The sequence below is a fragment of the Amycolatopsis sp. NPDC005961 genome (genome assembly GCF_040629235.1).
Classification (GTDB): Bacteria; Actinomycetota; Actinomycetes; order Mycobacteriales; family Pseudonocardiaceae; genus Amycolatopsis; species Amycolatopsis camponoti.
Window position 1 is genome coordinate 176056 of record NZ_JBEXVF010000008.1, and the last position, 21102, is coordinate 197157.

At 70.9% G+C, this 21102-nt stretch carries 21 protein-coding genes; 12 read left to right on the forward strand and 9 right to left on the reverse strand.

Annotated features, from left to right (window positions below; all coding sequences use genetic code 11):
- Positions 1-46: 46 nt before the first annotated feature.
- Entirely contained in the window at positions 47-508 is a 462-nt protein-coding gene (locus ABZ342_RS10220) for a DUF6474 family protein (RefSeq protein WP_360471001.1), read from the reverse strand.
- A 90-nt stretch (positions 509-598) separates the two neighbouring features.
- Here ABZ342_RS10220 and ABZ342_RS10225 point away from each other — a divergent pair, with 90 nt between their 5' ends.
- The 3 genes from ABZ342_RS10225 (at position 599) to ABZ342_RS10235 (ending at position 3610) form a co-directional block, all read left to right on the forward strand.
- Positions 599-2239: a TM0106 family RecB-like putative nuclease gene (locus tag ABZ342_RS10225; protein ID WP_360471004.1), complete on the forward strand. Its 1641-nt coding sequence runs from the start codon at positions 599-601 to the stop codon at positions 2237-2239.
- An 81-nt stretch (positions 2240-2320) separates the two neighbouring features.
- On the forward strand, positions 2321-2950 hold the full coding sequence (locus ABZ342_RS10230) for a PadR family transcriptional regulator (RefSeq protein ID WP_360471007.1): 630 nt from the start codon (positions 2321-2323) through the stop codon (positions 2948-2950).
- Positions 2951-2956: 6 nt separating this feature from the next.
- Entirely contained in the window at positions 2957-3610 is a 654-nt protein-coding gene (locus ABZ342_RS10235; protein ID WP_360471009.1) for a class I SAM-dependent methyltransferase, read from the forward strand.
- Between the two features lie 42 nt (positions 3611-3652).
- Here the strand turns inward: ABZ342_RS10235 and ABZ342_RS10240 are convergent, their stop codons facing one another.
- A complete protein-coding gene (locus ABZ342_RS10240) occupies positions 3653-4411 on the reverse strand; it encodes an SDR family NAD(P)-dependent oxidoreductase (protein ID WP_155548382.1) in 759 nt (252 codons plus the stop codon).
- A gap of 142 nt (positions 4412-4553) precedes the next feature.
- On the opposite strand from ABZ342_RS10240, the gene ABZ342_RS10245 reads away from it, so the two are divergent.
- The 3 genes from ABZ342_RS10245 to ABZ342_RS10255 all read left to right on the forward strand — a co-directional run bounded on the left by ABZ342_RS10245 (position 4554) and on the right by ABZ342_RS10255 (position 8185).
- On the forward strand, positions 4554-5858 hold the full coding sequence (locus ABZ342_RS10245) for a UDP-glucose/GDP-mannose dehydrogenase family protein (RefSeq protein WP_360471012.1): 1305 nt from the start codon (positions 4554-4556) through the stop codon (positions 5856-5858).
- 132 nt (positions 5859-5990) lie between these two features.
- On the forward strand, positions 5991-6374 hold the full coding sequence (locus ABZ342_RS10250) for a VOC family protein (RefSeq protein ID WP_360471014.1): 384 nt from the start codon (positions 5991-5993) through the stop codon (positions 6372-6374).
- Between the two features lie 44 nt (positions 6375-6418).
- Complete coding sequence (locus ABZ342_RS10255; RefSeq protein ID WP_360471017.1) at positions 6419-8185, forward strand: gamma-glutamyltransferase; 1767 nt, start codon at positions 6419-6421, stop codon at positions 8183-8185.
- Between the two features lie 411 nt (positions 8186-8596).
- On the opposite strand, the gene ABZ342_RS10260 is transcribed toward ABZ342_RS10255, so the two are convergent.
- Genes ABZ342_RS10260 through ABZ342_RS10270 form a run of 3 tightly spaced genes read right to left on the reverse strand, consistent with a single transcriptional unit; the run spans position 8597 to position 10329 of the window.
- Positions 8597-9481: a VOC family protein gene (locus ABZ342_RS10260; protein ID WP_360471020.1), complete on the reverse strand. Its 885-nt coding sequence runs from the start codon at positions 9479-9481 to the stop codon at positions 8597-8599.
- Complete coding sequence (locus ABZ342_RS10265; protein ID WP_155548387.1) at positions 9474-9998, reverse strand: sigma-70 family RNA polymerase sigma factor; 525 nt, start codon at positions 9996-9998, stop codon at positions 9474-9476. Before ABZ342_RS10265 ends, ABZ342_RS10260 begins: the two co-directional genes overlap by 8 nt.
- Before the next feature lie 4 nt (positions 9999-10002).
- Positions 10003-10329, reverse strand: coding sequence for a hypothetical protein (locus ABZ342_RS10270; protein WP_360471023.1), 327 nt, complete (start codon positions 10327-10329; stop codon positions 10003-10005).
- Between the two features lie 111 nt (positions 10330-10440).
- On the opposite strand from ABZ342_RS10270, the gene ABZ342_RS10275 reads away from it, so the two are divergent.
- Positions 10441-11268, forward strand: coding sequence for a helix-turn-helix transcriptional regulator (locus tag ABZ342_RS10275; protein ID WP_360471026.1), 828 nt, complete (start codon positions 10441-10443; stop codon positions 11266-11268).
- Positions 11269-11288: 20 nt separating this feature from the next.
- A complete protein-coding gene (locus tag ABZ342_RS10280; protein WP_360471029.1) occupies positions 11289-11483 on the forward strand; it encodes a DUF397 domain-containing protein in 195 nt (64 codons plus the stop codon).
- Here ABZ342_RS10280 and ABZ342_RS10285 read toward each other — a convergent pair.
- Positions 11449-12873, reverse strand: a complete 1425-nt coding sequence (locus ABZ342_RS10285) for an MFS transporter (protein ID WP_360471031.1) — start codon at positions 12871-12873, stop codon at positions 11449-11451. The two genes, ABZ342_RS10280 and ABZ342_RS10285, sit on opposite strands and share 35 nt — an antisense overlap.
- Positions 12874-12974: 101 nt before the next feature.
- Between ABZ342_RS10285 and ABZ342_RS10290 the strand changes: the two genes are divergently transcribed.
- The 3 genes from ABZ342_RS10290 (at position 12975) to ABZ342_RS10300 (ending at position 15647) form a co-directional block, all read left to right on the forward strand.
- Positions 12975-13808 (forward strand): helix-turn-helix transcriptional regulator, encoded by an 834-nt coding sequence (locus tag ABZ342_RS10290; protein ID WP_155548392.1) that lies wholly within the window; start codon positions 12975-12977, stop codon positions 13806-13808.
- Between the two features lie 67 nt (positions 13809-13875).
- Positions 13876-14982: a sensor histidine kinase gene (locus ABZ342_RS10295; protein ID WP_360471034.1), complete on the forward strand. Its 1107-nt coding sequence runs from the start codon at positions 13876-13878 to the stop codon at positions 14980-14982.
- Positions 14979-15647: a response regulator transcription factor gene (locus ABZ342_RS10300; RefSeq protein ID WP_155548393.1), complete on the forward strand. Its 669-nt coding sequence runs from the start codon at positions 14979-14981 to the stop codon at positions 15645-15647. Before ABZ342_RS10295 ends, ABZ342_RS10300 begins: the two co-directional genes overlap by 4 nt.
- Positions 15648-15810: 163 nt before the next feature.
- Here ABZ342_RS10300 and ABZ342_RS10305 read toward each other — a convergent pair whose 3' ends face one another.
- The 3 genes from ABZ342_RS10305 to ABZ342_RS10315 form a co-directional block, all read right to left on the reverse strand.
- Positions 15811-16848, reverse strand: coding sequence for a class I SAM-dependent methyltransferase (locus tag ABZ342_RS10305; RefSeq protein WP_360471037.1), 1038 nt, complete (start codon positions 16846-16848; stop codon positions 15811-15813).
- 1 nt (position 16849) lies between these two features.
- Positions 16850-18073 carry a DUF1707 domain-containing protein gene (locus ABZ342_RS10310; RefSeq protein WP_155548395.1) on the reverse strand — a complete coding sequence of 408 codons (1224 nt, stop codon included), beginning with the start codon at positions 18071-18073 and terminating at the stop codon, positions 16850-16852.
- Between the two features lie 164 nt (positions 18074-18237).
- Complete coding sequence (locus ABZ342_RS10315) at positions 18238-19554, reverse strand: hypothetical protein (protein ID WP_230863039.1); 1317 nt, start codon at positions 19552-19554, stop codon at positions 18238-18240.
- A 62-nt stretch (positions 19555-19616) separates the two neighbouring features.
- Here ABZ342_RS10315 and ABZ342_RS10320 point away from each other — a divergent pair, with 62 nt between their 5' ends.
- Positions 19617-21026, forward strand: coding sequence for a class I SAM-dependent methyltransferase (locus ABZ342_RS10320; protein WP_360471040.1), 1410 nt, complete (start codon positions 19617-19619; stop codon positions 21024-21026).
- Positions 21027-21102: the final 76 nt, after the last annotated feature.

Genomic DNA, 21102 nt, shown 5'->3' on the forward strand with positions numbered 1-21102 from the left:
GAAACGACCCCCGGTGCGCGCACCGGGGGCCGTTTCCGTGTCAGGGTCAGATCCCCAGCCGGTGCAGCAGGTTGCCTTCCAGCCGCTCCAGCTCGCCGTGCACCGCGCGGTGCACGGACTTGCGCCGTGCCGCCGGCATCCGCTCCGCCGCCCGCACCGACGCCGACAGCTGCTCCAGCGTGTTCAGCGAGTCCTTCGCGAACTCCTGGTCGGCCTTCGACGCCTTCTCGGACTTCTGGAGATCGCGGCAGCCTTCGGCGACCCCCGCGATGCGGGCGTGCAGCGCCGCGCCGCGGCCGGTGTACTCACCCAGCTTGTCGACCGAAACCCCGAGCTTGCGTGCCTGGTAGCGGTCGTACAGCTCCCGCGCGCTGCCCGCCGCGCGCACCGCGAACGGCGCGACCACCGGGATCACGACCGGGCCGAGCACCTTCGCCACCGCGATCGCGTTCTTCGCCTTCTTGGGGGTGAACCTGGCATCACCCTCGACCTTGGCCTTGCGCGCCATGGCACCTCCAACGACGTGTCGAGGTCGAACTTACTGGTCGCCCGGGTGGCGGGCATGTCGGCTCGGCGGTGGGAATCTAGAGTGATCTCCATGAAGGGCGAGGTGGTACTCGACGCGGGAGCGGTCAGCCGCTGCCGCCGGCGTGTGCACCTGGAGCACGACCCCACGATGCGCGAGGTACCGCTTTCCCCGCCGGACCCCACCGCGCAGCAGCGGATCGACGACGCGACCGCCCACCGCGAGGACATCGTCACCCGGCTGATGGCGGCCAACCCCGGCAGCTGGGTGAAGGTCCCCCGCGATCTCCCGGCCCACGAGCGCGTCGAGCTCACCGAACAGGCCTTCGCGGCCGAAGCCCGCTACATCTGGGGCGCGCTGCTGCCGGTCGACCCGGCCGGGCACCGGCGCGGCGGCATCGACCTGCTCGTCCGCACCGGCCGCGGGTACGTCCCGGTGCTCGTCGTCCGCCACCGGATCTCCGACCGCGGAACCGGCGCCATCGTCACGGACCTGACGGACCTCGACCCGGCGCACCGCGCGGCCGACGAGAGCCGCAAGGTCCGGTCGCAGCCGCGTGACCAGCTGCGGCTCGTGCACATCCGCCGCATGCTGCAGACGCTCGGGCAGGCCGACGAGAGCCTCACCCTCGGCGGCGTCATCGGCCTCGACGCCGACGTCGTCGTCTGGCACGACCTCACCGCGGGCACCTGGCCGGGCGGGCGCAGCGCGCTCACCGAGTACCAGGTCCGGTTCGCCGACCGGCTCGCGATCGCCAGCGCGGCCGCGAACGGCGAGGAGCCGCTGGCCGAGCCGTCGCGCGTGCTGGAGTGCCGCCGCTGCCCGTGGTGGCCGACGTGCGAGAAGGTGCTCACCGAGACCCGCGACGTCAGCCTCGTCGTCCGGGGCGAGGACGCGGTGGAGCTGCGCCGCGCCGGCGTGTCCACTGTGGACAAGCTGGCCGCGCTCGACCCCACCGGCGACGCGCCGGAGATCAACTGGACCGGCGTGACGTTCCCGGACGCCGTCGTGCTCGCCCGCGCGTGGCTGGCGGACCTGACGCTGGTGCGCCGCGTCGACCGCGTCGAGGTACCGCGCGCCGACGTCGAGGTCGACGTCGACATGGAGAGCTTCGGCGACGCCGGCGCGTACCTCTGGGGCTGCCTGCTGACCGGCGCCGACATCGGGATTTCGCCGGGCTACCGGGCCTTCGCGACCTGGGATCCGCTGCCCACCGAAGACGAAGCCCGGTCTTTCGCAGAGTTCTGGGCCTGGCTCACCGACGTCCGCGAGCGCACCGACGCGGCCGGTCTGACGTTCCGCGCATACTGCTACAACGCGCTCGCCGAGAACCGCTGGCTTTTCGGCTCGGTCGAGCGCTTCGGCGACCACCCGGGCATCCCCGCGAAGAAGGAAATCCAGTCCTTTGTGGACTCGGATGAGTGGGTCGACCTCTTCCGCAGCGTCACCGACCAGTTCCTGTGCTCCCAGGGCAAGGGCCTGAAGGTGATCGCCCCGGTGGCCGGCTTCGCCTGGCGCGACCCGGAAGCGGGCGGCGAGGCGTCGATGCGCTGGTACCGCGACGCGGTCGGCATGGACGGCGAGGTACCCGACGCCGAGCAGCGCGAGCGGCTGCTGCGCTACAACGAGGACGACGTCCTGGCGACGCACGCGCTGCGGGAGTGGATCGACGCCCGGGCGCAGGCCGAAGTCCCGTACATGTTCGATCTCTGATTAGTTCATCGACTAAGACACTTGCCTGCTGGCACGTCTTGCGTATACTCGTCTACGAGTAATCGTGAACGAGGAGCCGGTTTGAAGAAGCGGAAGGTCGGCAGCATGCTCGGCCTCGCCGTGCTGTCCGTCGCGCTGGAACGCGCGATGCACCCGTACGAAATGGCGGCCGTGCTCAAGGAGCGCGGCAAGGACGCCGACATGCCGATCAAGTGGGGCTCGCTCTACACGGTCGTCGCAAACCTGGAGAAGCACGGCTTCCTGGAGGCCGTGGAGAGCGTGAAGGACGGCGGGCGGCCCGAACGGACCGTCTACCGGATCACCCCGGCCGGGCGCGAGGAGTTCGAGGACTGGGTCCGCGAGCTGGTCGGCACGCTCGACCGGGAGCCGCCGCGGTTCAAGGCGGGGCTGTCGATGCTGGGCGTGCTCGGCCCGGACCAGACGATCAGCCGGCTGCGGGAGCGGCTGGCGCAGCTCGACGAACGAGCCGAGGCGCACCGGGCGCAGCTCGAGCAGCTGCGCCCGCTGATGCCGCGGTTGTTCCTGATCGAGGCCGAATACGACCTCGCGATGACGGAAGCCGAGGGGCGCTGGGTGCGCGGCTTCCTCGAAGAACTGACCACCGGCGCCTTGCCCGGCATCGACGCCTGGCGGCGCTACCACGAAACCGGCGAATTCCCGGACGACCTGGGGGAGTTCGTGGAGAGGTAGGAACCGATGGAGACGACCCGCAAGCACAAGGTGCCCGAAATGGAGGGCTTCCAGGCCCGCTGGTACGCCAAGAACCGCGGCACCGAGGCGCAGCTCGCGCAGTACCGCCGCCAAGCGGCCGAGGTGACGGCGGGGCTGCCCGACGGCGCCGAGGTCCTGGAGGTGGCTCCCGGGCCGGGCTTCTTCGCCGTCGAGCTGGCGAAGCGCGGCTTCCGAGTCACCGGGCTGGACATCAGCCACACGATGGTCGAGATCGCCCGGGAAAACGGCGCGGGCCTGGAGATCGACTTCCGGCAGGGCGACATCACGCACGCGCCGTTCGCCGACGAGTCGTTCGACTTCCTGGTCTGCCAGGCCGCGTTCAAGAACTTCCGGCAGCCGGTGGCGGCGCTGAACGAGATGCACCGGGTGCTGCGCCCGGGCGGGTTCGCGGTGATCCACGACCTGAACCACGAGGCCACGGGCGCGGACATCGACCGCGAGGTAGCCGGGATGAACGTCGGTGCGGTCGCCGGGTTCACCGTCCGGCAGACGCTCGGGTGGCTGCGGCGCCGGGCGTTCACGCGGGAGCAGTTCGAGGCGTTGGCCACCGAAAGCGCTTTCGGTGGCTGCTCGGTGACGACCGACGGCATCGGCCTGGAGGTCCGCCTGACCCGCTGACCGCGACCGCCGGGGCACCTGGGGGTGCCCCGGCGGGAAGCGTCAGCGCGGGGCCATCCGCAGCGAGCCGTCCATGCGGACGACCTCGCCGTTCAGGTAGTCGTGGTCGATGAGCGACAGCGCGAGCTGCGCGTACTCGTCCGGCCGCGCGAGGCGCTTCGGGAACGGGATGCCGGCGGCGAGCGTCGCGCGGAACTCGTCGCTGACCGTCGCGAGCATCGGGGTGTCGACGATGCCCGGTGCGATCGTCAGCACGCGGATGCCGTGCGAGGCCAGGTCGCGGGCCGCGGGCAGCGTCATGCCGACGACCCCGCCCTTGGACGACGAGTACGCGACCTGCCCGATCTGGCCGTCGAAGGCCGCGATCGACGCGGTGTTGATGATGACGCCGCGAGCGTTGTCCTCGAGCGGCTCGGTCTTCGCGATCGCTTCGGATGCGACCGTCAGCACGTTGAACGTGCCGATCAGGTTGATCTGGATGACCTTCGCGTACAGCGCGAGGTCGTGCCGGCCCTTCTTGGACAGGATCCGCGCGGACGGCCCGATGCCGGCGCAGTTCACCACCGTCCGCAGCGGGACACCCGAGCCCGACGCGGTCGCGACGGCCGCCTCGACCTGCTCGACGTCGGTCACGTCGGCCTCGACGTAGGTGATGCCGTCGACCTGCTCGGCCTTCTCGATGGACGACGCCAGGTCGAGCGCGAACACCCGCGCGCCCTTGGCCGCGAGGGCCTTCGCCGTCGCCCCGCCGAGGCCGGACGCGCCCCCGGTGACGAGCGCCGCGGTGTCGGTGATCTGCATCTGTGCGGTTCCCTTCGCTGCTCTGACTCGGGACCCAGGTTAACGCTCGTTCGCACGGGTGGTTCGTGTCTTCGCTCACCGCTTTCGGGTACGACCGGTTCCGTTAGCGTCGTGGTCAACTCCGGCTGTCACCTTCAGCACCATGACGCCAGCTCGGATCGTGGTGGTAGGTACCGGTTACGTCGGCTTGACCACGGGGGCCTGCCTGGCCAGTCTCGGGCATTCCGTCACCTGCGTGGACGTCGACCGCGCGAAGGTGTCCCGGCTGAGCGCGGGGCGCGTCGACATCCTCGAACCGGGCCTGACCGACCTGGTCGCCCGCGGGATCTCGACCGGCCGCCTCCAGTTCGTGGTCGGCGCGCGCGACGCGGTCCGCGACGCCCAGGCGGTGTTCCTCTGCGTGCCGACGCCGATGGGGGCGGGCGGCTCCGCGGACCTGCGCGCGGTCGAGGCGGTGGCCGCCGAGATCGGGGACGTCCTGCCCGCCGGCTGCGCGCTGGTCACCAAGTCGACGGTGCCGGTCGGCACGTCGAAGCGGATCGAGGAGATGCTCGGCCGCGCGGACGTCCCGGTGGTGTCGAACCCCGAGTTCCTCCGCGAGGGCACCGCCGTCGCGGACTTCCTGGGCCCGGACCGGATCGTCGTCGGTTCGGACGACCGCGCCGCCGCCCAGTGGGTCGGCGACCTGTACGCCGAGCTGGACGCGCCACTGGTCGTCGCCGACGCGGCCAGCGCGGAGCTCGTGAAGTACGCCGCGAACTGCTACCTCGCGCTGAAGCTCTCGTACGTCAACTCGATCGCCGAGCTGTGCGAACGGCTCGGGGCGGACATCAACCTCGTCACCGAGGGCATGGGCCACGACCGGCGGATCGGCCGGACGTTCCTCAAGCCCGGCCCGGGCTGGGGTGGCTCGTGCCTGCCGAAGGACACGAGTGCGCTGGTCAAGGTGGCCGAGTCGGTCAACTACGACTTCAAGATGCTGACCTCGGCGATCGACGAGAACATCGCCCAGCGCGACCGGATCGTCGCCAAGATCGCCGGCGCGGTCGGCGGCACGCTGGCCGGCGCGCGGATCGGCGTCCTGGGCCTGGCGTTCAAGGCGGGCACGAACGACCTGCGCGACTCGCCCGCGCTCGCCGTGGCCTCGGTGCTGGGCGCGCTCGGCGCCGAGCTGACCGCCTACGACCCGGCCATCGACGGCGGGATCGACGGGATGACCGTCGTCGACGACGCCTACCAGGTGGCGAAGGACGCGGACGTCGTCGTCGTGCTGACCGAGTGGGCCGAGTTCAAGCACCTCGACTGGGCGGCGATGGCCCAGCTCATGGACGGCATCGACGTCGTCGACACGCGCAACCTGCTCGACCCGCGGGTGATCGTCGACGCGGGGCTGTCGTGGCAGGGCGTCGGGCGGCCGCGGGCGGCGGCGCGAATCAAGGTTTCGTGAGGACCTGATCTTGGTTAGGCTGGCCGCACGGCATCGCGTGTCGGTCACCGGCTGGGTGAGGCATGGAGGTGGCGGGAGTGCCCGTGGAGGCATTTCACCGTGTCAGTTTCCGTATCCGTTGAATTGAACCATTTGATCGTCCCGTCCCGGAACAACCGGGAATCCGCCGAATTCCTGGCGAACCTGCTCGGCCTCGAAGTCGGGGAGGAATGGGGTCCGTTCATCCCCGTCGAGACGCGCAACGGCGTCCGGCTGGACTTCGCGACCGTCCCCGAAGAGGACCTTCGCCTGCAGCATTACTGCTTCCTGGTCCCGGAGGACGACTTCGACGCCGTCTTCGCGAGGCTCGTCGAAACCGGCGTGACGTACCACGCCGACCCGATGGGAAAGCAGCTCGGCGAAATCAACCACAACCACGGTGGCCGTGGCGTCTACTTCCTCGATCCCGGCGGGAACGGGATGGAAGTCATCACGCAGCCGTACGAGCCGGAACGGCGTCGGCCGGCGTCTTGGTAAACGCTGTCTGGTAAAAGTTCCTTAGCAATGCGTACTATCGGGGCATGTTCACTACGAGGCCCGAGCTGGCCGGCACCTTCGGGATGGTGGCATCGACGCACTGGCTGGCTTCGGCCACCGGGATGGCGGTGCTGGAAGGCGGCGGCAACGCGTTCGACGCGGCGGTCGCGGCCGGGTTCGTCCTGCAGGTCGCCGAGCCGCACCTCTGCGGGCCGGCCGGGCAGGTACCAGGCCTCTTCGTGACGGCGGACGACCCGACCCCGCGGGCGCTGGCCGGTCAAGGCCCGTCGCCCGCGGGGGCCACGCCCGAGCATTTCGCCTCGCTGGGGCTGGACCTCATCCCGGGCAGCGGCCTGCTCCCGGCGACCGTCCCGGGCGCCTGGGACGGGTGGCTCCTGCTGCTCCGCGACTACGGCACGAAGTCGCTTCGCGAGGTCCTGACGTACGCGATCGGCTACGCGCGCGACGGCGTCCCGCTGGTGTCGCGGGTCAGCGACACGATCAGCGCCGTCTCGCAGCTGTTCACCGAGCACTGGCCGACGTCCGCGGCGCTCTGGATGCCGGACGGCAAGCCGGCTTCGGGCGTGCACCGGAACCCGGTCCTGGCGGACACGTGGGAGCGTCTGCTGCGCGAGGCGGAGTCCGTGTCGGGGCGGGAAGCGCAGATTGACGCGGGACGTCGTGCCTGGTCACAGGGTTTTGTCGCCGAAGAGATCGAGAAGTTCAGCCGGACCGCGTTCCGCGACGACTCCGGCCGCGACCACGCGGGCCTGCTGACCGGCGACGACCTGGCGTCGTGGTCGGCGTCGTACGAGGAACCGGCCTCGGTGGACGTCGGCGACTGGCGCCTGGTCAAGATGGGCGGCTGGACGCAGGGTCCGGCGCTGCTGCAGCAGGCGCTGCTGATGCACGGCTTCCGCGACGAGCTGTCCTATGTGGACGGCGTGCCCTCGGAGCGCACGGTCCACCTGGCGACCGAGGCGGCGAAGCTGGCCTTCGCGGACCGCGAGGCGTGGTACGGCGACACCGAAGTGCCGCTGGACGTGCTGCTTTCCGCGTCGTACACGGACTCCCGGCGGGCCCTGATCACCGACACGGCGTCCGCCGAGCTTCGTCCCGGCGACGCTCGCGGCCCCGCCCGGCTCCCGGCGATCCTGGACTCGTTGCAGGGCATGCAGGCCGAAGGCGGCGCGACGGGTGAGCCGACGGTGGGCCCCCAAGGCCGGACCCGCGGCGACACGGTCCACCTCGACGTCGTCGACGCGGCGGGCAACCTGGTGTCGCTGACGCCGTCGGGCGGCTGGCTGCAGTCGAGCCCGGCGATCCCGTCGCTGGGCTTCTGCCTCGATTCGCGCGGGCAGATGTTCTGGCTGGAGCAGGGCCTGCCGAACTCCCTGGCGCCCCGCAAGCGCCCCCGCATCACGTTGTCGCCATCACTGGCCCTGCACGACGGAGTCCCGACGCTGGCATTCGGCACCCCGGGCGGCGACCAGCAGGACCAGTGGCAGCTGTGCTTCTGGCTGGCCCACGTGTACGGCGGCCTGAACCTCCAGGAGTCGATCGACTCACCGGCCTGGCACACGACGGCGTTCCCGAGTTCGTTCTACCCGCGTTCGTGGAACCCGCGCGAGCTGGTGGTGGAATCCCGGCTGGGAGCGTCCACTTTGGACGCATTGCGCAAGCGCGGCCACTCCCTGGTGGACGCGGGCGACTGGGCCTTGGGCCGCCTCTCAGCGGTCTCGAAGTCCGACGGTCTCCTCCGAGCGGCGGCCAACGCCCGGGGCATGCAGGGCTACGCGGCCGGGCGTTAGAGCGCGAGCGAGGCCCAGCCGCCGCCCTCGGCGAGCAGCGTCCGCAGGCCCTGGGCGAGGGTCGGCGAGACGGCTGCCCGCACTGCTCTTGTCAAGCGCAGTTGCGCCGGGACAGCCGAGTTATCCACATCCACTCCGGCTATCCACAGATTTGCCGCACCACTGCTTTCCGCCCCCACCGCCGATACGCTGGAAGCGGGGCCGGTCCCCCGGAGAGGGTGGGGGCTGGGCAGGTGACCCAGACAGGCCCTCGGCGGGGGTGCCGTCCCAGTCCGGCCGGGGCCAAGCGCTCGACCCGAGTTCGAGCCACAACCGCCATCCCGCGGTCAGCTCGTCGTGGTCACGCGGCACCCATTGCCCGGCCATGCTTCGAGTGTGCGCCCGTGAGCACGGCCCGGCGGATGGGATTCCTCACTTCGCCGGCTGCTGCCAGAGCCAGAACTCGATGCCCTGGTTGTCGGTGCAGTCGGCCGTCAGCCCGTACGGGTGGTTCTCCACTTCGCCCGCCTGGCCGCCCTGCTCGCGAACCCGCGCGAGCGCCGCGGACAAATCGTCCACCGCGAACATCAGCTTCCAGCCGACCTGGCGGCCCGGGCCGCCCCACAAGCCGCCCGGCTGGCCGTCGCCCTCGATGTTCCAGGCGCCCTCGACCGAACCCTGGGTGAACTGCCAGCCCAGCACCGCGCCGTAGAACGTCTTCGCGGGCTCGTCGGCCGGGACCTGGAACGTGAAGTACATGGCCTCGCCCTGCTTCGGGGAGGGGGCGGGCTTGGGTGCGGCCTGCGAGACCAGCCAGCGCTGGCCGAACGGGTCGCGGAACGAGCCGCCCCGGCCGTACGGCGAGTCGCTCACCGGGCGGATCAGCGTCGCGCCCAGCTCCAGCGCCCGGTTCACGCTGACGTCCGCGTCCGGCACCTCCACCCGCACCGATGCGCCCCCCTGCTGCGGCGCGACGTGCCCGATCTCCGGGTACTCCTCGGCGAGCATCAGCACCGCGTCGCCGATGGCCAGCTCGGCGTGCCCGATGCGGCCGTCGTCCATGAGGATCGGCTCGCCGCGGCGGGTCGCGCCGAAGACGTCGACGTAGAAGTCGAGCGCGGCTCGCGCGTCGGACACGGCGAGGTAGGGCGTCAGCGAGCGCAGTTCGGCGTCGGTCGCCGGTGCTTCGGTCGTGGTCGTCATATCGGCTCCGTTCAAGATGACGCGACGCAGGTTGTCGCGCAGTTCGGCGGCGAAGTCCGGGTCGGGACCGACCCGCTCGGAGGGCCGGCGAAGCGCGTCGAAAGGCTCAGGCATCGCGACCCTCCTTCTCCTCGTAGGCGCGCCGGAACGCGGCACGGGCCCGCACGAGCAACGCCTCGGTGGCGTGCACGCTGCGCCCCAGGTGGCCGGCGACCTCGGGCACACCGAGGCCGTCGACGTACCGCAGGGTCAGGGCCGCGCGGTGGTGCGACCCGAGGGATTCGAGCACCTGTCTCGCGCGCAGGGCGTCGAGCTGCTCGTCCCACGGGTCCTCGACGTCCGGTGCACCGTCGTGCACCAGCCGCAGCCCGCGTTCCTCACGTTCTTTGCGCCGCCAGTGGTCGGCGAGCTTGTGCCGGGCGACGCCGATCAGCCACCCGGTGCTCACTGGAGGTGCGTACTCCTTGCGACAGGCGGCGACCGCCCCGAGGAAGGTCTCGGAAGTGAGTTCCTCGGCGAGCGTGCGGTCACCGCACCGGGACAGCAGGTACCCGTAGACCTCCGGCAGGGCCGTCTCGTACAGCCCGAGCAGCGCGAAGGCCGGGTCCGGTCGTACCCGAGGTTCCGTCACACCCTCATAGTCGTCCGGCGCGCGACTTTTCCGACGGGTGAACTTGGCCTTTTTTCGGCGGCCAGCTCACCCGGATGGTGACGACGTGGTCCCGCCGCCCGGGAAACAACCGGTAGACGCTCACGACGAAGGTCCCGGGCTTCGCGCGCTTGCGGGACAGGTAGTCGTGCGCGCAGGCGGTCCCGTACCGGACGGTCCACCCCTGGTAGCGCTCGCTGCGGTGCTCGAGGACGAACCCCATGTCATCGACGAGCTCGGTGTATTCGTGCACCCTGCGCTCGCCGGCTTCGCGCCGGTACTCGAGCTCGTGGGGGTAGCCGTACCTGTCCATGACCTGCAGGTTCTCGACGCAAGTCAGCGCGACGCGGCCCGCACACGGGAATCCCACATCGGCACACCCGGCCTACGATTCGTGGTTGATCGACAGCGAGGGGTGACCACCATGGATCGGCCGACCAAGCCGAACTACCGACGGCGCCAGCTCGGCCGCACCCTGCGCAAGCTACGCGAGGCGGCGGGGCTGAGCCAAGAGGAAGCGGGCCGCCCGCTGCGGTTCTCCACGTCGAAGATGAGCCGGATCGAGCAGGGCTACATCCCGGGCTACAACGACTTCCTGGCGCTGCTCGACCGCTACGGCATCATCAGCTCGGACTACGGCGAGTACGTGCGGATGTTCGACTACGCCAAGGAAAAGGGCTGGTGGCACGCCTTCGGCTTGAGCGATCGCGGTTTCGTGAGCGTGGAAGCCGAAGCCTCCTGGATCTGCAACTACCAGCTCGGTTTCGTGCCCGGCCTGCTGCAGACCGAGGAGTACATGCGCGCAACCTTCGCCGGTGCCCGCGACCCCGTGGAAGGTGAGCTGCTCGAGAACCAGGTGCGGGTCCGGCTGCGCCGCCAGAATCGCCTGACCGAGGCGCCGGTGCTGAACCTGCACACGGTGGTTGACGAGTTCGCCCTCCGCCGCGAGCCATGCGACGCAGCGCAGCTGCGTCGCATGCTCGCGGCGGGCGAGCTGCCGAACGTCGAGATCCAAGTGCTGCCGCAGACGGTCGGCTCGCACGATGGTCTCTACAGCAACTTCATCCTCGCGGGCTTTCCCGACCGGGCGGAGCCCGACTTGGCTTATCTCTCTTACGGTTTCGGCTCGCTTCAGATCGAGAAGGAGGCGGAAGTTCGCGCTGCTAGGCTGACTTTCGACCATCTCGCCGATCGCGCCCTGGATCACGAGGACTCGCGCAAGCTCATCGCGAGGATGATCGCCGAGGTGTGATCCGAGCGGAGGCAATCATCGTGAACTGGCGTAAGAGCAGCTACAGCGGCGGCGGTGTCAACGATGACTGCGTGGAGGTGGCGTTCATCGGTAAAGCCGTAGCCGCTCGGGACTCGAAAGCCCCCACGGCCGGGGCACTCGAAGTGCCGCCGGCCGCGTGGTCCGCCTTCCTCTCCACCGTCACACCCGGGGGTCCGGCAACCGCCGCGCGGTGATCGCGACCACCACCGCCAGCAGCGCCACCACCCCGATCACCCACGCGAACGCGTCCCGGCTGCCCAGCGAGCCCGACAGCTCCGCGTACAAGCTCCCCAGCACCGCCACTCCCAGCGCCAGCGACGTCTGCTGGTTCGTCGTCATCACCCCGGAACCCACGCCGGCCAGGTCCGTCGGCACGTGGGACAGCACGATCCGGAACAACGTCGTCGACGCCAGGCCGTTGCCCACGCCGATCGCCACCATCGCCGGGGCCAAGTCGAGAATGGTCACGTTCGGCCAGGCCGCCAGCGTCGTGCACAGCAGCGCCACCATGCCGAGCACCACGATGGCTCCGCCGGCCGGCACGACCTTCTGCCCGTAGCGCGCCACCAGGCGGCTGCTCAGCATCGACACCGTGAAGTACGCGACCGCCGTCGGGGTCAGCGCGGCGCCCGCACCGAGCGGGCCGAAGTGCAGACCCTCCTGCAACGTCATCGCGAACACGAACATGAACGAGCCGAACGCGACGAAGAACGGCACCGCCACCATCAACCCGCTCCGCACGCTCGGCAGCCGCATCACCGACGGCGGCAGCAGCGGCGTGCCACCCCTGCGCTCCAGACGTCGCTCGACGTGCACCAGAGCCGCGGCCGAGAACGGCGACAGCGCCAGCAGCACGATCGACCACGCCGGCCAGCCCAGCGCGCGGCCCTCCATCAGCGGGACCAGCAACGACAGCAGAGTGGTCGCCAGCAACAGCGTCCCCAGCCGGTCGATGCCCAGCGGGTTGTGCGCGCGGCTTTCCGGCAGCCGCCGGGCCATCACCAGCACCACCAGCCCGATCGGCACGTTCACCAGGAAGATCGGCCGCCAGCCCGTCCCGAAGACGTCCGCCGCCACCAGGGCGCCGCCCAGCAGCTGGCCGACGACCGTCGACAAACCGCCCGTCGCGCCGAAGAGCCCCAACGCGCGTGAACGCTCTTCGCCGGACGTCGTCGCCTGGATGATCGAGAGCACCTGCGGCAGCAGCAACGCCGACGCCGCCCCCTGCGCGGCGCGGGCGATCACCAGCGTGGTCGCCGTCGGGGCGATTCCGCAGGCCAGGGACGTCAGCGTGAACAGCCACAGGCCCACGAAGAACAGCCGCCGCCTGCCGAACGAGTCGCCGAGGCGGCCGCCGACCACCAGCAGGACCGCGTACGCGATGCCGTACGCCGCCACCACCAGCTCGAGCGTCGCGGTGGACGCGTGGAGGTCGGCATCGATCGTCGGCAGCGCGACGTTGACGATGAAGAAGTCGATGATGGGCAGTGCCGCCCCCAGCAGCACCGTGACCAGGCCGGCGGGGGTCAGTCCCGGCCTGGCCGGAGCGCCGGAGGTCATCGGCGCGAGTTCTGTCGTGGTCATGGGTACTACGATCGCCCCGGATTTAAACTGGTACCAGTTGTCGTTTATCCAGGTATCACGACTACCTGGTACCAGGTCCGGAGACGTGCGATCCTGGCACCATGACCACCGCCGTCGAATCCGACCTCCGCCGCCAGGAGCTGGCGAGGTTCCTGCGCAGCCGTCGCGAGCGGATCACGCCCGAGCAGGTCGGGCTCCCGCTGCACGGCCGCCGGCGCACGCCGGGGCTGCGCCGCGAAGAGGTCGCGCAGCTCGCCGGCGTCGGGGTCACCTGGTACACGTGGCTGGAGCAGGGCCGCGACATCAACGCGTCCGAGCAGGTGCTGCAGGCGATCGCCCGCACGCTGCGGCTCGACCCGCACGAGCACACGCACCTCTTCCGCCTGGCCGGGGCGCCCGAGCCGGAGAACGAGAAGGACTGCCAGGTCATCTCGCCGCAGCTGGAACTGATGCTGAAGAAGCTCGAGCCGTACCCGGTCGCGGTGCGCAACGCCCGCTGTGACCTGCTCGGCTACAACCGCGGCTACAGCTGGCTGATGGGCGACGTCGACGGGATCCCGTTCGAGGACCGCAACACCCTGGTCCAGTGCCTGCTCAACCCGGAGTGGCGCAAGCGGATGCTCGACTGGGACACGAACATCCCGCGCGTGATCGCGTCCTTCCGCGCGGCGATGGCCGAGCACGTCGCCGAGCCGGCGTGGAAGAACCTGGTCAAGCGCCTCAAGGCGGAGTCGCCGTTGTTCGCCGAGCTCTGGCCGCACCACGACGTCAACTCCGAGCCGATCCGCACCAAGCGGTACATGCACCCGGACGTCGGGCTGCTGCAGTTCAACTTCACCTACCTCTACTCGGGCCGCCGCTCGGAGATCACGGTGTCGACCTACACCCCGGCCGACGAGGAAACGGCGGCGAAGCTGCCCCTCGTGTTCGACTGACGACGTACGCCGGGAGCGCGCTCCGAGACGGACGCGCCACCGCGCCGCGCCCGGTAGGTTTCGCGGCATGAGAAGGCCGCCGTGGGCAGGACGCGTGGCGCGCACCGTCGTCGTTCTGGTCTTCGTGCTCGGGGCGACCAGCGCGTCTTCGCGGTGGCAGCCCGGGGCGACACCGCTGACCCCACCCGCCGCCGCGTGGCTGGCCGCGACCGTCCTGACGCTGCTGTTCGTCCCCCGCTTCCCGCTGACGCTCTTCCTGGTCGCGTCCGCGTCCGCGTTCGGCTACTACTCCTCCGGGCTGCCCGGCGGACCGGTCATCCTGGTGCCGACCGTCGCGTTGTTCGTGCTGACCCGGCAACGCGGACCGCTCACCGCGGGCATCACCGGGAGCTGCGCGCTCGCCGCCGCATACGTCTGGCACGTCGTCGTGACGAGGTCGTTCACGCTGGAAGCGGGGGCCGCGTTCCTCGTCGTCTGGCTGACCGCCGTCATCGGGGTCGGGACCGCCGTCCGCTACCAGCTCGACGCGCTCGCCGCGCGCCGCGGGCAGGCCGACGAGCACCGGCACCGGCTCGCCGAGCAGGAACGGCTGCGGATCGCCCGCGAGGTGCACGACGTCGTCGCGCACAGCCTCGCCATGATCAACGTCCAGGCGGGCGTCGCCGCGCACGTCGCCGACCGGCGGCCCGAGCAGGCGAAGGAGGCGCTGCTCAACATCAAGGCGGCCAGCGCGTCCGCGCTCAAGGACCTGCGCGCGACCCTGTCAGTGCTGCGCTCGGGCGAGGACAAGGCGCCCGCACCGAGCCTCGCCCAGGCCGCCGAACTGCTGGCACACGCCCGCGACGCCGGGCTCACGGTCGACGTCCACGGCGAGCCCGGCGACCTCCCGGCCCCGGTCGACGCGGCCGCCTACCGGATCCTGCAGGAGTCGCTGACGAACGTCGTCCGGCACGCCGACCAGCCGGAACACGTCGACGTCCGGTTCGAACGCCGAAACGGGACCTTCACCCTGAGGGTGCGCGACGACGGCCGCGGCACCACCCCGCCGACGCCGGGCCACGGCCTGCGGGGCATGAGCGAACGCGCCGCCGCGCTCGGCGGGCGGTGCACCGCCGGGCCGGTCGACGGCGGTTTCGAAGTGTGCGTCGAGCTACCGATCGAGGGAGAAGCATGATCCGCGTCCTGCTGGCCGACGACCAGGTCCTGGTCCGCGCCGGGTTCCGCGTGCTGCTGGAGACCGAGGACGGCTTCGAGGTGTGCGGCGAGGCGGGCGACGGTGAGCAGGCGGTCGCCGGCGCGATCGAACACCGGCCGGACATCGTGGTGATGGACATCCGGATGCCGGGCGTCGACGGTCTCGAAGCCACCCGCCGGATCACCGCGAACCCCGACCTCGCCGGAACGAAGGTGCTGGTCCTGACCACTTTCGACGTCGACGAGTACGTCTACGAAGCGCTGCGTTCGGGCGCCAGCGGGTTCCTGCTCAAGGACACCGAGCCGGTCGAGCTGCTGCGCGCGCTGCGGGTGGTGGCGGACGGCGAGGCGCTGCTGGCGCCGACGGTCACGCGGCGGCTGATCCAGGAGTTCGTCGGCCGCCCGGAGAACCGGCGCATCGACACGAGCGCGGTCCGCGAGATCACCGACCGTGAGCGCGAGGTGCTGGGCCTGGTGGCGGGCGGCATGTCGAACGACGAGATCGCGGCCCACCTGGTGATCTCCACGGCGACGGCGCGCACCCACGTCAGCCGCATCATGACGAAGATCGGCGCCCGCGACCGGGCGCAGCTGGTGGTGCTGGCCTACGAATCGGGGCTGGTCACCCCGCGTCACTCCGCCTGACCCGGCGCACGACGCGGAACGCCCGGAACAGGAACACCACCGCGAGGGCGGCGACCAGGCAGATCCAGATCATGTCGCCTCCTTCCCACGGCCGATGCTCTGCTTACAGGGCGTTCGGGAGTGGGACGGCGTTCACCGACACGGCGGAAGTCACACCTTCGGGCTACTCGGAGACCTTCTGCAGCCAGATGTTCCCGCCGGAGTTGCCGGCCAGCTCGGGGACCCGGCCCTCCAGCAGTTCACGGTGGTGGGCCCACATGAACTGCTGGTACCAGCGGACCTCGAAGCGCCGGTTGTACATCAGGAACGCCCGGAGCAGGTAGTCCTCCTGCCACGCGCGCCCTTCGACCAGCCAGTCCATCGGGTACTCGAACGGGAAGAAGACGTCGTGGACGTGCACCCACACGCCGTCGTTGAGCCGGGGGAGCACCTCGAAGAACAGGTAGTTGACGTCGGAGCCCGCCTTGACCACGTGGGTCGAGTCGATGAACAGCACGTCGCCGGCCTGCAGCTGCGCGAACGTCTCCAGCGGGACGTCCTGCACCGCCTGGCCGAGCACCGTGACGCGCTCCTCGTCACCCGGGCGGAACAGGCTTTCCAGCAGTTGCGGGTACGGCTCGATGCAGGTCAGCTCCAGCTCGGGGAGCCAGCCGTCGGCCGTGTCGAGCGTCATCGCCGTCGAGTAGCCCGAGCCGACCTCGATCATCCGCTTCGGACGCAGGTGCCGGAGCATCGTGTGCAGGATGATCGCGTCCGACCACGAGTACGCCGTGTTCTCGTAGAAGTACCGGTGCTTGTCGGTGCGCTCGGCGGTGAACGGGAGGTCGGCGGCGAGGTCCGCGAGCGTGCCGAACAGCTCGACCTGCTCGGCTTCCCGCAGGTCGATCGCCGGCGGGCGGGCGGTGATGTCGAACATCGCCGCAGCTCGGTTCCCGATCTCCTCCTTTGAGGCGAACGGCGAGTAGAAGTGCCCGGGCGGCACCCACGTGCGGTACTGCTCCTCGAACGCCTGCTTCTCCTCGACGACCTCGGCGTGGCGCGCGAGCAGCTCGTCGTGGTGGTTCATCAGGCTGTCGTAGCGCGCGGACAGCTGGTCGAGGCGCGCCGTCAGCCTGCTCTCGCGGACTTCGAGGTCGTCGTACGACTTCCGGGCGACGGCGTAGCGCTTGACCAGCTGGCGGAGCCGCTTCTCGAGCTGCATCTCAGTTGTTCGTGCGTTCGGTCGGCGGCGCCTTCTGGACCTGCGCCGACAGCAGCGTCTTGAACGAGCTGAGCGTCGCGTCCTTGTCCTTGCCGTACGCGTCGACGATGATCACCCGGCCGTACAGGACGTACACCGCGCGGTAGACCGTCTGGTCACCGCCGTCCGGGGCGGCGAACACCGGCACACCGTGCAGTGACAGGTCGCGGCTGGCGGTCAGGCCGCCTTCCTGCTGCGCGTTCGCGTACTCCTGGACCACCGGCCCGGTGGACTGCTTGTCCGGCATTTCGAGCGCGTAGAGGCCGAGCGTGACGTCGCCGTCGGTCGTGGTCTTGAGCAGACCCTCGGTCATCCCGCCCTGCTTGAGCCGCTCGGTCACGGTGGCCGGCAGGAACTTCGCCGACTCGAGCTTCGCGATGTCGAACGTGCCCCCGCCGGCGCGGGTCTTGCCGGCCGGCGTCACCAGGGCCGAAGAGTTGTCGCTCGGCTCGGACTTCGCCGCGGGCGGCTCCGGCAGCGGCTTGGTGGTCGGCGCCGGTGGCGGCTGCTGCTGGCTGGAGCTCTGGGCCACCGGGGTGCTGCCGCCGTTGTCCTTGATGAACAGCGCCCAGACGCCGAACCCGAGGCCGGCCAGCACGACCAGCCCGATCGCGGCGAACGCGATCTTCTTGCCCTTGCCGGACGACGGCTGGGTCTGGAACGTCTCGGGGCCCTGGCTGATCCAGCCCGCGTTGCCGGTGTTCTGCGGGCCCATCGGCGGGAAGTCCGAGCCGCCCCACGGCGGGCTGACGTCCTGCGGGGCCGCGCCCCACGGCTGCTGCTGTTGCTGCTGCCCCGGCTGGGGGAACCCGCCGGCGGGCGAAGGCTGGTTGTAGTTCGGCTGCATCGGCTGCGGGAACCCGCCCGAGGGCGAGTTCGGGTGCTGCTGCTGCCACGGCTGCACGACCTGGGTGCGCTCGCCGCCGCCCGCGTCGGCGTTGGACACGACCTGCGTGGCGTCCGCCGAACCCCCCGGGTCGGCGTTGGGCTGCTGCTGCGCCGGCGGTGACACCGGCGTGATGATCTGGGTCTCCGCGGCGGTCGACGGCTGCTGCTGCGACGGGCTGTCGTTGGCCGTGACGGCCATGCTCAGCACGCGATCACGCCGGGTCCGGTACTCGTCCGCGGTCAGGCTCCCCGCTGCGAGCTCCTCGTCCAGCCTGCGCAGCTCTTCCTGCCAGGTCACCCCGGTACCCCCTTCGGGTAGGTCTCGTCCCGAAACCATGCGAACGTGCGGGTGCGCGGCCGAATCCCTCCTGGCCGCACGCAGCCATTGTGCACGGGTGCCCTCACCCGTTGGCGGCCACCACCCCGTCGTTACCGACGTGAGTCGCTGGGCCGCCGGCGAGGTCAGCGCGGGTGCCGGGCGAGTGCGTTCGCCAGCTCGCCGATCGTCTGGTCGCGCAGCAGCGACGACGAGCCGCCGGTGACGCTGCGCTCGACGAATTCGAAGGTGACGACGTCCCGGTCGGCGAACATCTGGGCCAGCTGGTCGACGTTGCTCTCCGCCACGGTGTCGCCGTGCACGATGGTGACGTCTTGGCAGGTCGCGGCCAGGTACGGCGTCGCGAACTGGGTGAAGGAGTCGGCCACGATCCCGACCTTGGGGGCGATCGAACCGACCGGCGCCGCGCCGTCCGGCTGCGTCAGGTGCAGTGGCGACCGGAAGTCGCTGGCGATGTAGCGGGTGCGGTCCGCGCCCCCGTCGGTGCTGAGGCTGTACGTCGGCAGCTGCCGCTGCTCGGTGCGGCCGAGCACGCGGGCCAGGTCCGCCGGCCACGGCCGGACGCCGTCGGGCGCGGCGCGCCAGTTCGTCGTGCTGCCGGGCGTGATCGCCTGGCCCAGCGCGTAGGTCAGGACCAGCCCGCCGTCGTAGGACCAGTGCGTGTCGTTCGGGTCGTAGAGCGGCCGGCCGAGCCGCTGCTTGGCGTCGGCGAGCGCGGGGCGCAGGTCCAGCGCGCCGGTTTCGCGCGGCACCCGGTTCCAGAAGTCGGTGGTCCTGGCCTGGGCGCAGGACTTGCCGACGTAGTCGTCCGGCAGGTGGCTCGGCTCTTCGGTGTACTTGTCCGGCGCGAAGACCAGCACGAACTTGCGTCCGGAGCTCTCGACCGCCCCGCGCAGCCGCTGCAGCGCGGAGACGACGTGGTCGACGTCCATCACCGGCCGGCACTTCGCGTTGACGTCCTCGCCGAGGTACAGCCAGCCGTCCTTGCCCGGGATCACCTGCGGGTAGACGTACCCGGGGACGTCGCCGGTGCCCGCGGGGTGCTGGCCCTGGTCGATGCCGACGGTGTCGTGGTTGGTGCCCTGCCCGGAGCCGGGCGGGTCGCCGAAGAAGCCGGTGCCGATGCCGTCCGCGGCCTGCACGCCGGCCTGCCGCAACGGCAGGTGGTCGGTGGCCCAGCCGGTCAGCCCGGTGAAGAACCCCCAGCCGTCGGAGAGGCTGGGGAACGGCCGCAGCGGCCGGTTCTCGAACGCCGTCGGCTGCACGCCCACGACCCACAGCAGCACCGGCGCCATGAAGAAGACGATCGCGCACGTCAACGCCGTGCGCTGCCGGCTGCTGTGCCGCGGGCGGTAGAGGTTGTGCTCCTTCGGGAGCCAGGACTCCGGCGTCAGCGGCAGTTTCCCGGTGGCGGGTGACTGCGGACGGAGTCGGGACGGCACGCCCGTATCCTAGCGCCGGGCCGGAACCGGACGAGCCGGAACCGGGGATGCGGGGAATGGCGATGAGCGACCGGGGACCCGGCTACGAGCAGCGCTTGGCGCGCGAGCGCGAGACGTTCGCCGGTCAGGTCGAGGTGCACGGCAACCTGCCGCCGTCGGCGCACCACTGGTCCGAGCGGCACACGCGGCCGAAGCTCGAAGCACTCGGCGTCGCGAGCATCGACCAGCTGATCACCGGCGAAATCGGCCGGCGGGCGGAGCAGCTCGACCGGGACGTCGTCGTGCTCTCGCTCGGCAGCGGCAACGGCGACCAGGAGCTCGGCTGGCTGCGCGCGCTGGCCGAAGCCGGCCGGTCCAACGTGCGGCTTCGGCTGCTGGAGCTGAATCCCGACATGCAGGCGCGCGCGGAAGCCTCGGCGCGGGAGCTGGGCGTCGCCGACCGGGTCGAGCTGCTCACCGCCGACTTCAACACCTGGCGCGCCGACACCGCCCACGACGTCGTCGTCGGTTATCAGGCGCTGCACCACGTCCTCGACCTGGAACACCTCTACGGCCAGATCCGCGCCGGGCTCGACCCCGGCGGCGTCCTCGTCGTGCACGACATGATCGGGCGCAACGGCCACCGCCGCTGGCCGGAGGCGCTGGAGGTCATCGACCGGATCTGGGCGACGCTGCCGCCGCGGCTGCGCCGCAACGCGATGACCGGCGCGGTCGACGAGCAGTTCGTCGACATCGACTGCGCGGCCGACGGCTTCGAGGGCATCCGGGCCCAGGACGTGCTCCCGGTGCTGCTCGACCACCTGCACCCGAGCCTGTTCTTCCCCTACGGCAACGTGATCGACCCGTTCGTCGACCGGATCTACGGCCCGGGCTTCGACCTCGCCGAGCCCGCCGACGTGCGGCTGCTCGACCACCTCGGAACCCTCGACGACACCCTCGTCGACCTCGGCGTCGTCAGCCCGACGCACCTCATCGGCCTCTTCCACCCCACCGAGCAGCCCCTGCGGGTGCACGGCTCCCGGACGCCGGAGCGGTCCGTGCGCGACACGAGCGTCGTCGACCCGGCCGGGCGCGTTTCGTTCCGGCCCGGCGGCACCACCGGGGACCGGCTGGTGCGCGGAGCCGGCGTCGTGACCGGCCGGATGAACGGCGTCGCCCACGACGACTGGGCCGCGCCGTCGGTCGAGTTCCCGCTCCTCACCACGGCGGCGGTCGGAGCGCTCGAGCTGCGCACCTTCGTCCCGGACGACTCGGCCGACCACGGCAGCGTGACGATCGCGGTCGACGGCGTGCCGGTCGCGAAGGCGGACGTCGGACCGGGACTGCGCGAGCAGGTGGTGCCGGTCGCGATCGACGCGCACCGGCAGGTCCGGCTCTCGTTCGACGCCGACTGGTCGATCACGGCGGGTTCCGGCGCCGACCGGCGGACGCTGGCCTACATCCTGGTCGGGCTGCGCGTCCTCGAAAGGTGAGGCCCGGTCCCGCGCCCCTGTTCGGACGGCTACTGTGCCGATAGTTACCAATCCGACCACAGCCACGGCCGAATCG